The 10,113-nt window shown below is 35.1% G+C and carries 8 protein-coding genes and 1 pseudogene; 8 read left to right on the top strand and 1 reads right to left on the bottom strand.

Features of this window, described 5'->3' with window-relative positions:
• Nucleotides 1-84: 84 nt before the first annotated feature.
• Together NFR99_RS13480 and NFR99_RS13475 are read left to right on the top strand one after the other, a co-directional pair.
• Nucleotides 85-318, top strand: a complete 234-nt coding sequence (locus tag NFR99_RS13480; RefSeq protein ID WP_251353911.1) for a complexin-2 — start codon at nucleotides 85-87, stop codon at nucleotides 316-318.
• 257 nt (nucleotides 319-575) lie between these two features.
• Nucleotides 576-1,820: a plasmid recombination protein gene (locus NFR99_RS13475; RefSeq protein ID WP_251353912.1), complete on the top strand. Its 1,245-nt coding sequence runs from the start codon at nucleotides 576-578 to the stop codon at nucleotides 1,818-1,820.
• Between the two features lie 145 nt (nucleotides 1,821-1,965).
• Here NFR99_RS13475 and NFR99_RS13470 read toward each other — a convergent pair whose 3' ends face one another.
• Nucleotides 1,966-2,421, bottom strand: a complete 456-nt coding sequence (locus tag NFR99_RS13470; RefSeq protein ID WP_251353910.1) for a very short patch repair endonuclease — start codon at nucleotides 2,419-2,421, stop codon at nucleotides 1,966-1,968.
• A 179-nt stretch (nucleotides 2,422-2,600) separates the two neighbouring features.
• Here NFR99_RS13470 and dcm point away from each other — a divergent pair, with 179 nt between their 5' ends.
• From dcm to NFR99_RS13435, 6 genes and pseudogenes are all read left to right on the top strand, one after another.
• A complete protein-coding gene (gene dcm, locus NFR99_RS13465; protein ID WP_251353909.1) occupies nucleotides 2,601-3,833 on the top strand; it encodes a DNA (cytosine-5-)-methyltransferase in 1,233 nt (410 codons plus the stop codon).
• A complete protein-coding gene (locus NFR99_RS13460; RefSeq protein ID WP_251353908.1) occupies nucleotides 3,834-4,712 on the top strand; it encodes an Eco47II family restriction endonuclease in 879 nt (292 codons plus the stop codon).
• A gap of 52 nt (nucleotides 4,713-4,764) precedes the next feature.
• Nucleotides 4,765-5,022 carry a hypothetical protein gene (locus NFR99_RS13455; protein WP_251353907.1) on the top strand — a complete coding sequence of 86 codons (258 nt, stop codon included), beginning with the start codon at nucleotides 4,765-4,767 and terminating at the stop codon, nucleotides 5,020-5,022.
• A 379-nt stretch (nucleotides 5,023-5,401) separates the two neighbouring features.
• Nucleotides 5,402-5,808 (top strand): annotated as a pseudogene (locus tag NFR99_RS15500) (very short patch repair endonuclease).
• Between the two features lie 60 nt (nucleotides 5,809-5,868).
• Entirely contained in the window at nucleotides 5,869-8,760 is a 2,892-nt protein-coding gene (locus NFR99_RS13440; RefSeq protein ID WP_251353905.1) for an ATP-dependent helicase, read from the top strand.
• A gap of 2 nt (nucleotides 8,761-8,762) precedes the next feature.
• Nucleotides 8,763-9,935 carry a DNA cytosine methyltransferase gene (locus NFR99_RS13435; RefSeq protein ID WP_251353904.1) on the top strand — a complete coding sequence of 391 codons (1,173 nt, stop codon included), beginning with the start codon at nucleotides 8,763-8,765 and terminating at the stop codon, nucleotides 9,933-9,935.
• Nucleotides 9,936-10,113 lie beyond the last annotated feature (178 nt).

Below are 10,113 nucleotides of genomic sequence, written 5' to 3'. Positions count from 1 at the left end.
TATATAGATTTATTAGATTGGACTTTGTAACTATTAACCAGTAGTCATTCTTGACTACACCATTATTATACTAGGAGTGAAGTGATGAAAAAAGTACAGATTGATTATGAACTGTTTCGAAAATTGATCTTTTATCATTTGGGTTCAGATGATCAGTATGAAGAAGATATTCGAAATGGATTGGAAGAAAAATTGGATGCATTAGTCAGACATGAACTCTATACGAAGTATAAGACTGCTCCTTCTGAGGAAGAGCAGGAGAAAGCACGACAGGGATATTTAGATAAGCGTGGAGTGTCAGCCAGTTATCGATGGTGATGTTTGTTTTGGGAATATAGAACAGGAGCGTGGCACGCACCTGTGTCATACCAAACAAGGAGAATTGCTGTAGGGTGTAGCCGATACAGTACTGGCTGATTTGAAAGCTCCCGGCAGGGCGCAAGGGTACTTTTGATGGACGTTAGGCTGTCGAAAGTGCTTTTATGTACTTTTGACAAAAGTAACAAAACATGATCGCCATATCTGGCGTTTTAAAATGAAGGAAAGGAGATTTATTGAAGAGGACAATTAGTTTTATGACAGGGAAAGGCTCCCTGAACCATAACAGTAGAAAATTTCATGCAAAGAATACGGATCCGAACAGAACCCATTGGAACGTTGAATATTGTAATGAAGATATCAAAGATGTATATCATGAATTGTTTGATGATGCCTTGAAGCGTTACAACGATAAGCAGACTCGGAAAGATCGTAAGATCGATGATTACTATGAAAAGATACGTTCTGGAAAACAAGAAAAATTATTTCATGAGGTTATCCTTCAGATCGGTGATAAAGACAATATGGGATCAGAAACGATGGAGGGACAACTTGCTGTAAAGATATTAGATGAATACATGAAAGGATTTCAAGAACGGAATCCTACGTTGCGAGTATTTGCTGCTCATCTGCATTTAGACGAAGCAACACCGCATCTACATATTGATTTTATTCCCTATGTTACAGGAAGTAAGCGAGGACTTGATACAAGAGTATCTTTAAAACAAGCCTTATCGTCATTAGGATTTAAAGGTGGTTCCAGAAGTGAGACGGAGCTAAATCAATGGGTACAATCAGAAAAGGAAAAATTAGCCATGGTCATGAGGGAAAATGAGATAGAATGGGATCAGAAAGGAACTCATGAACCACATCTTTCTGTATTGGATTACAAGAAAAAGGTTCGAGAACAGGAAGTAGAAGAATTAACGGAACATAAGAATTTATTGGAACATGATTTGCATGATATCAGTGAATGTGTGGATGAGATCCAAAAGGAAAAAGAACAGGCAGAAAAAGAGAGAGATGCGGTAATTAAAAAGACAGAAGTGTTAGAAAAACGATTTTCTGCACTAAATTCAAAAGCTGGACTTGTTGACTCACATGCACGTGAGTATGGATATTATCCGGAAGAATGGCTGCCAGAAGCCGGAACTTTAGAGTCTGCAAAATCTTACAGGAAGAGAATATTTCCTTTGGTGAAAAAAGTTGCGAACATGATACAGGCATTGTATAGCAAATATTTAGAACTGAAAAGCAAAAATCAAAAGCTATCAGATCGAAACCTGGATCTTGAAAATCGTGTAGATCGGTTGCGAGAAGAAGTATCTGTTATAAAGAAAGAGAATGTAGCTTTGTTAAATGTGGCATATGATATGGATCGGGTTGTAGCTGTTTTAGGAGAAAATAAGGTCAAGGAAGCAATAGAAGTTGCAAAGCATTTGGAACAGACAAATGCAAAGCAAAAAATCAAGAAGAGACGTATAGATAGAGATGGCAGATAAAGGGAGAAAAAGAACTAAATCTGTACTAAAAAACGTAAGCGAAAAAATTGCTATGTTATAAACTACGCTTGCAAATAGTTTTCTATATGTAGGAAGTGGGCTGTCTGCAGAAGTTGCGGACAGCCGTTTGTGTGGTTTAAGGTTTTTATTCGGGTATGTCATAATCAGTGGTTGTATCAGAAAATTTTGTGTCCCAAATGGCTTCTTCGATAGCTTGCAAGCATTCATTTGTATGTTTTGAGATGTCTTGTCCCCAGAAGTGAAGAACGGTATAACCTAGAAATAGTAGTTTTTTATCATTCTCATAATCACGATTACGATTGCGTTCGATTTTTTTGATCCAAAAGTCGGGATTTTTACCTTTTTCAAGACGGAGTTTAAGAATTTCCCAGTCCTTTCCATGGAAAAATTCACTATCGCAGAAAATAGCAATTTTATATTTGGTAAGGACAATGTCAGGAGAACCAGGGAGAACTTTATAATTTTTGCGATATCGGTAACCTTTATGCCATAGAGCTTTACGGAGTAAGAGTTCTATGGAAGTATCTTTACTGTGGATTTTACGCATATTGTTTGAAACAGTAACGGAATCACGATACATATAAGCACCTTCTTTCTGCCAAGGGTGATGAAATTATATTATCAAAAAACAGAAGAAATAGCAAACGGGATAAGAAAGATGTAAGAGGAAATCTAACGATATAGTGAGAAAATTCTTGTTACAGATTAAGGTGTATGGTAAAATGTAAATTGTACTATTTTGATTTTGGAGGAATTTTAATGGCGATTTGTTATGACAAATTATGGAAATTACTGATAGATAAAAAAATGAACCGCACAGAATTAAAAGAAGCGTCAGGAATAAGTTTTAATGTGTTGGCTCGATTGGGAAAAAATGAGCCAGTTTCATTTGACTCAATAGAAAAAATATGTTTTACATTAAACTGCAAAATAGAAGATGTTGTAGAGATACAAAAAGAAGAACCACTACAAATAGATAGTGATACGTTTACAACTATAGAACTGTTTGCAGGAGCTGGTGGTTTGGCTTTAGGAATAGAAAAAGCTGGATTTGAACCATTAGGGTTAATAGAGTTTGATAAAGATGCTGCAGAATCGTTGAAAATAAATAGACCGAACTGGAGAGTTATCCATGATGATATAGCTAATATATCTTGTTTGGATTTGGAGGCGTGTTTTGGCATAAAAAAAGGAGAGTTGGATTTATTATCGGGAGGAGCACCGTGCCAGGCTTTTTCTTATGCTGGAAAAAGATTAGGACTTGAAGATGCAAGAGGTACACTTTTTTATCACTATGCAACTTTTTTGCAAAAATTGCAGCCGAAAATGTTTTTATTTGAAAATGTGAAAGGATTGTTGACTCATGATAAAGGAAGAACATATGCAACGATAACAAATATTTTTGAACAGGCAGGATATACAATTCAGAAAAAGGTTTTAAATGCGTGGGATTTTGGCGTGCCACAGAAAAGAGAAAGACTAATTACTGTTGGAATTAGAAATGATTTGATAAAAAAAGTTTCATTTTCTTTTCCTAAGGAACATGACTACAAGCCTGTCTTAAGAGATGTTTTGTTAGATTGCCCGGAAGGTTCGGGAGTACCATATGGGGAAAATAAAAGAAAAATATTTGAATTAGTTCCGCCAGGCGGATATTGGAGAGACATTGATCCAGAAATTGCAAAAGCTTATATGAAGAGTTGTTGGGATATGGAAGGTGGAAGAACAGGAATTTTGAGAAGAATGAGTTTAGATGAGCCATCATTGACGGTGTTGACTTCCCCGTCTCAGAAACAAACAGAAAGATGCCATCCGTTAGAGGCGAGACCGTTTACGGTTCGTGAAAATGCAAGATGTCAAACATTCCCAGATGAATGGCAGTTTTGTGGAAGCGTTCAGTCTCAGTATAAGCAGGTTGGAAATGCAGTACCTGTTAATTTAGCATACGAAATTGGATTAGAAATACATAAATCATTAGAGGGGGCAAAATAAATGGCATGGGATTTAGATTTTATATCAGAAGAAGATTTTAAGAAGCATGTACGTGCAACAATTATGAAATATGGAGAGAAATTGGAATCATATGATTTGAAGCGTTTCAATAGCAATTTGATTGATCCAATCAAGCTGATTTTTGATAAATCGGTATATCGTACAACTTGGGAAGAAATTGTAAATAATGAAATTTTCCGGCAGAGGGATAAGTCTAATAATAATGATATAGGATATTTTCACCAGAATATCTTTTCTTATTTCAAGGGCTGTGAAGTTCCACAGGCAGGGTGGGATGTTATTTATAATAATCCAGATGGAATAGAAATGCCAGATGGGGATGTCGTACATACCATATATGTAGAAATGAAAAATAAACATAACACTATGAATTCGGCATCTTCTGCAAAAACATATATAAAAATGCAGGGGCAGATTCTGGAAGATGATGATTGTGCGTGTTTATTAGTTGAGGCAATTGCAAAGAAGTCGCAGAATATAAAATGGTCAACAAAAGTTGATGGGAAAAACGTGCAGCATAGATTGATTCGCCGTGTGAGTATGGATCAGTTTTATGCAATGCTTACCGGTCAAGAAAATGCATTTTATAAGATGTGTATGGTATTGCCAGAGGTAATCAACTCTGTCGTAAATGAAGAAGGTGGTGTTGAGGTACCACACGATACGGTTATTGCTGAATTGAGGAAAATGGCATTTCTATACGGTAATGAAAATTGTGAGTTGTCTATGGCAATGGCTGTATATATGCTTGGATTTAATACGTATATGGGGTTTGGAGACAAAATCCGTGATGAATTAGGGGAAGATAAAGATGGAATGCTGAAACGAATTTATGAGTATGTAAAAAGATTACAATAATATTGCAGACATAAAGCGATTGAAATATGAAAATAGAATGCTTTTTAGGCGTATGTTAGCGATAGTTGATTTTGAAGATGACAAAAATTCTGATAAGAATTATCGATACGGAACGTATTGTTTTGGGTATGTCAGGGAAAAGATGAACGATAAAATGTTTGGTATTGAGGATAAAGTTAATTATTTTCAAAAGACAACTTGGTATGTGAATGGGGATAGATGCGGCAGCGCTTCATTGGAGTCTGATACGATTATGTTGTACGGAAGTAATGTGTACATTCTTGATGCGAAATATATAAATATGGAGTAACAGGTAAAGCATGGAGTTTGTCAGAATCCACATTTATTAACAAGTAGATTATATATGGTGAATATGTGGTTAATGGAGAAAAGTTTAAGAAAAAGCAAGGAAGCAACATGGAAGTTTATAACGTATTTCTTATGCTGTTTGATTCATTAAAAAGTAAGTATCCTAATAATCTAGCAATGCTTAAAGTAGGTGAAACCGTTAGTAATTGGAAGGATAATACTGAAGATTATCAAAAAATTCAAGGTATCCTTGTAGATGTCAAGACTTTGCCGGATATAAATGTCTGGCAGGAAATGAAAGAGATAGAGCAACTGGCGGAGTTGATTGTTGAGGTAATTTTGTGGCAGATGTTTTTACAAAAGAGCAGCGACATAAGAATATGAAAAAATATTCGGGGAAGACACAAAGATTGAGGTTATCTTGAGAAAAGATTTGTGGAATAAAGGATACCTGTATTGCAAAAATTACAAAAAACTTTTAGGTGACCAGGATATTGTATTGACAAAGTATAAGATAACGATTTTTTGTGAGGAGGGATTTTTTTACGGAAAAAATTGGGAAGTATTAAGATAAAGACTGGAGAAGAGTAATAACGGTGAGCTTTGGATTAGTAAGATATCTCGGAATAGAGAGCGGGATAATGAAATAAACAAAAGATTGCTGTTTGAAGGATGGACGGTTATTCGGTTTTGGGGTGATGATATAAAGAAACATGCAGATGAGTGTGTGAAAGTTGTTGAAGAGACAAATTTTGATATAACTATACATGATACTGAGTATATGTAGGATGGAGTATAAAGGTTACAAGTTGCAACTAAAATTGGAAAAGAGAAGGAGATAGAGCATATGGGTACAGAAGAAATATTGCATGTAAATTTGACAGACGAGCAATATGCAGCAGTGATTGATGATTCAAGAAATATATTGTGTTTAGCTTGTGCTGGTTCTGGGAAATCAAGGACTTTGGCATATAAAATAGCTTATTTGATATCAAAAGGTGAAGCTCCAGAAAGTATTATTGCCTTTACATTTACGGAAAAAGCAGCGGAGTCTATTAAACGTAGAGTTGCTGAAGCATTGCATAAGTTTGGGTTGTCAGAAAATATTGTAGGTGCCATGTTTATTGGCACCTTAGATGCGTTTTGTCAGAAACTTCTCGGAGATATTAATGCGAAATACCGCCAGTTTGATATCTTGGATCAGAACAGACTGGTATTATATGTCATGTCTAGATTTAGAAAATTGGGATTGCAGAATGGACAAGGATATTTTAAGCGTATTAAAGATTTTACTGATGCATGGCAGACTATGCATAATGAAAATATAGCATTAAAAGATATTGAACAGTATGATAAGGAATTATTTGGTCGATTATCATGTCTTTCGGAATTGCTGAGTGCTGATGGATACATGGATTTTTCTTTTGCAATATATCTTGCAGTTCAAGAATTGAAAAAGATAAATAAAAAAGAAGGTTCCTATATTGAAAAATTTAAATATCTTTTCGTTGATGAATACCAGGATATCAATCCTGTACAAGAAGAATTTATAAAAACATTATTTGGCTTTTTGGATATGTTATTCGTTGTAGGTGATGATGATCAGTCTATTTATGGTTGGCGTGGAGCTAATGTACAGAATATTTTAACATTTGAGGATAGATATGAAGGTGTTAAAGTTCATAAATTGTTGGTAAATTTCAGAAGTACAAAAGCGATAATTGAAACAGCAAATAGTTTTGTTCAGAAAGCAATTCCGTTTGAAAGATTGCCAAAAGAGATACGCCATCATCAGAATGGTAATATTCAAGACTTGAGAAATTTGTGGTTCAAGACCAGAGAGGATGAAGCTAAATGGGTTGCACAGCGAATTAAATCACTGATAGGAACAACTTATATTGAATATAATTCGGATGGAACAGAGAAAAATAGAAGAGGCCTTACATACAGTGATTTTGCTGTTCTGATTAGAGGTATTCGTTATCGAAATGGAGAAAATAAGGATGTTCAATTTGTTAATGCAATGAGAGAACTGGATATACCTGTAAAAACATCTGGGGAAGGTGGCATTTTTGATCGACCGTATGCTCAATGTATATTGTCCATAATGGAATTATTACGAAATGGAACTGGGGTAAATCGAATTGACGCAGAAAAGTGTTTTAATGAATTAGTTTTGCCTATTTTTCCAGAGGCTGACAAAAATAAATATTTTAAGGTTTTACAGGCATGGTATTCGAATATATATGCATCAGCAACTTCGGCAAGAAGAAAAGTATATCCACAGAATTTTTTGCATCAGTTAGCAGATGCACTTAATTTAAGAACATTAAAGGATGAGACGGCATTAAGAGATTTGGGACTATTTAGTAATATAATCAAAGATGTAGAACAGACATATGTCAGTATAGATTCCGAATGGAGATACAGAGAGATGCTTAACTTTTTGGAAAATATAGCACAGAATTATGAATTGGATTCGGTAGACTATATTTCAAAGATTGATGCAGTTAATGTGTCTACGATACATAAGGTTAAGGGACTTGAATATCCAGTAGTATTCGTAGTGGATTTGGTAAATCAGCGATTCCCAGGAAAAAGGGGACAGTATAACGGGATTCTGCCAGAGGAGTTAATGGAAAATGCGATAGATAGAGGAGCTTATGGAAATAGAATAGAAGATGAAGCAAGATTATTTTATACAGCAATTACCAGGGCGGAGCGCCTATTATATTTAACAGGAAGTGAAATACATCCAGGATTAAAAACTAAGAAAAAACAATCAGTTTTTACAGCGGACTTAAAGCACTCGGATATGAGCTATGATACGTCATTAGATATATTGACAGATAAAATTGAACCAGTACCTAGATTTGATGATAATGAGTTACCTACAGATTTTTCTTCGGTAAAATCATATTTAACATGTCCGTTTATGTATAAATTGCGGAATATCTATGGCTATAATGCGGCAGTACCTGAATTGTTTGGTTTTGGACAAACAACTCATACTATATTGGAACGATTGCATCAAAAATATAAAAATAGAATTCCGACTGAAAAAGAAATATTTGATATGGTTGAAGATACATTTATGCTTAAACATGTATTTCCGAGCAATGATCCTGTAAACAGACCAGGTTCGTATGAACGTGCAAAAAAACTTGTACATGAAATTATGAAAAAATACGTAGATACATATTCAGATGATTTCTGCAGAATCCGTCAGGATGAAGCACGGTTTGAATTATTGGTAGATGAGGCATTGATTACAGGTTCTATTGATTTGTTGTTAAAAGAGGATGAAGCTAAAAATATCAATGCGGCAGAGGTGATTGATTTTAAATCAATGGAAGTTCCAGATAGATTAGAGGAGTTTGATTGGCGTGAAATGTCACTACAAGTACAACTGTATTCGAGAGCTGCAAAAGAAGTTATAGGTGAAAATGCGGAAACGGGATATGTTCATACACTGAAAAATAATAAACGAATAGAAGTTCCGGTTGATGAAGCTGCGGTTAAAAATGCAATTGGTGCAATAGAGTGGGCTGTAAAGGGAATTTTGAAAGAAGATTTTCCGATGAGAGCGTGTTTATCTAATTGCCAGAATTGTGATTATAGGGCTTTATGCCGACAGGAGAGAGAGCCATTTAAACGCAAAGAGTTGCCGCCACTTATTAATACGCCTGTCGGAGAAAGGGTTATTGCAGCATTTGAAGAGAAAGATGGTGAGTTCTAAATATGAAAATAAAATACGAAGCGATAGACATATTTTCTGGATGTGGAGGCGTATCGTGTGGACTTTCATTGGCAGGATTTAAGGTCAAATCAGCAGTGGAAATAGAAAAGCATGCAGTTGATACATATTTGAATTATGAGCCGCTGAGTAAAGTTAATGTGTTAAACAATGATGTTTGTGATTTGGGTGGTGAGCAAATATTAAAGGCGGCCAGAATAAAAAAAGATGATATTTATTTGTTTGCGGGATGTCCGCCTTGTCAGAATTTTTCGAGACAAAATCCGCTTAATAAGAATAAAACAGATGAAGAACGAAAGAAGTTATTGTTTGAGTTTTTACGTCTTATTGAAGAAGTCTTGCCTCCTTTCATTTTGATGGAGAATGTTCCAGGAATAAAAAGCGAGTTTAATAATAAAATATTAACCGAGTTTTTGGAACGCTTAAGAAAGCATTATGATGTAAAGGAAAATGTATTAAATGCAGCTAATTATGGTGTGCCACAAGCAAGAAAAAGGTTTGTTTTGCATGCTGTCAGAAAAGATATTAATGAGGAATTGAAAAAAAATGGTTTTATGTTTGATCTGCCAAAGGTCACTCATGATAAAAATGGTAGTAATGGGTTAAAAAAATGGAAGACAGTTAAGGAGGCAATTGATGATTTGCCAGTAATTGACGCTGGAGAAGAATATGGGGATGATGGAAAGATACATAACCATAAATGTGCGGGTTTATCTGATACTAATTTAAAAAGGATTAGAGCAATAAGAAAGAATGGTGGTTTGCGGAGTGGATTGCCGGAGGAACTTGTTTTGGATTGTCATAAAAAGAAGGATGAGGAAGGAAAGGCATTTTCTGGACATGGAGATGTATATGGTATAATGGATCCGGATAAGCCTGCACCAACAATTACTGGTGGATGTTTATGTTATTCAAAAGGAAGATATGGACATTATAGCCAGGACAGAGCGATATCTATACGTGAAGCTGCCAGATTGCAAACGTTTCCGGATGATTTTGTCTTTAGTAATTCATTAACAGATTCAGCATTGCAAATTGGTAATGCCGTTCCAATTGATTTGGTAAAAGCAAGTGGGGAAATTTTCAAGATGGCGATAAGAAGTATAAAAACTAGTAGGTTGAAAAATGAAAGTAAAAATATACTGACAATAAAATGACAATACAATCGGATAAAAGCATAGCGAATACACACGAAACGGTTCGAAAATGAACGGTTTTGAAACTGAGACACCAAAGAAACACTACAAAACAGATAGAACGGTAGTGTAAATAAGTTTGTGTTTTTGGAAATAAATGGCTCCTTTTTGGTAAGAATTAGGATATGGAAATTCTTAT

It is taken from the genome of Hominisplanchenecus murintestinalis, from assembly GCF_943193015.1.
In the GTDB taxonomy this organism is placed as follows: domain Bacteria; phylum Bacillota; class Clostridia; order Lachnospirales; family Lachnospiraceae; genus Hominisplanchenecus_A; species Hominisplanchenecus_A murintestinalis.
This window is presented reverse-complemented; position numbering and strand designations above follow the sequence as displayed.

Coding starts and splice junctions, on each gene's coding strand:
- NFR99_RS13475 (WP_251353912.1), top strand. CDS start 576: ATGACAGGGAAAGGCTCCCTGAACCATAACAGTAGAAAATTTCATGCA.
- NFR99_RS13440 (WP_251353905.1), top strand. CDS start 5,869: ATGGGTACAGAAGAAATATTGCATGTAAATTTGACAGACGAGCAATAT.
- NFR99_RS13455 (WP_251353907.1), top strand. CDS start 4,765: ATGTTAGCGATAGTTGATTTTGAAGATGACAAAAATTCTGATAAGAAT.
- dcm (WP_251353909.1), top strand. CDS start 2,601: ATGGCGATTTGTTATGACAAATTATGGAAATTACTGATAGATAAAAAA.
- NFR99_RS13470 (WP_251353910.1), bottom strand. CDS start 2,421: ATGTATCGTGATTCCGTTACTGTTTCAAACAATATGCGTAAAATCCAC.
- NFR99_RS13460 (WP_251353908.1), top strand. CDS start 3,834: ATGGCATGGGATTTAGATTTTATATCAGAAGAAGATTTTAAGAAGCAT.
- NFR99_RS13435 (WP_251353904.1), top strand. CDS start 8,763: ATGAAAATAAAATACGAAGCGATAGACATATTTTCTGGATGTGGAGGC.
- NFR99_RS13480 (WP_251353911.1), top strand. CDS start 85: ATGAAAAAAGTACAGATTGATTATGAACTGTTTCGAAAATTGATCTTT.